Origin of the sequence: Halorubrum sp. Atlit-8R (assembly GCF_003666025.1) — an archaeon.
Taxonomy (GTDB): domain Archaea; phylum Halobacteriota; class Halobacteria; order Halobacteriales; family Haloferacaceae; genus Halorubrum; species Halorubrum salinarum.
Genome location: NZ_QPLV01000084.1, coordinates 1 through 433 on the forward strand (window position 1 = coordinate 1; position 433 = coordinate 433).

Consider the following 433-nt stretch of genomic DNA (forward strand, 5'->3'; position numbering starts at 1 on the left):
AGCCTCTTCCGCAGCTTCGGGGTATTCTCACCGGGACGCCGGAGTGGAACGATACGGATACTGCCAGCAAACACGACGTTGACAGCGACGAACAGACGTAACTGTCGCACGAAATGAGAGACCAGTCATAGGAGTCACTGATCCGAACATCATGCCCACGAACGAACAGCATACGAATCGAGAAGCAGTCGACGAATCCAAGCGCGTGCTCACTTTGGTCACTGACCCGGGAAATCAGCGTGGCCTCGAAAAGTGGCTAACCGCACACGATCAGTACACGCTCGTCGAAACCCCGGATATCGCCGAGGCTACATTCGACTGCTGTCTGCTCGACAGAAAGCAGTTGGACAAACACCGGTCGAAACTCCTTAACCGTAAAGAAAGTGCGCAGATTATTCTCCCGTATCTCTTGTTGGTTCCGGAGTCAATACAC

1 pseudogene is annotated in these 433 nt (G+C 53.3%); it reads left to right on the top strand.

Annotated elements, in window-relative coordinates:
• Positions 1–151 precede the first annotated feature (151 nt).
• Positions 152–433: pseudogene (locus DVK05_RS17670) on the top strand (hypothetical protein); the annotation flags it as partial.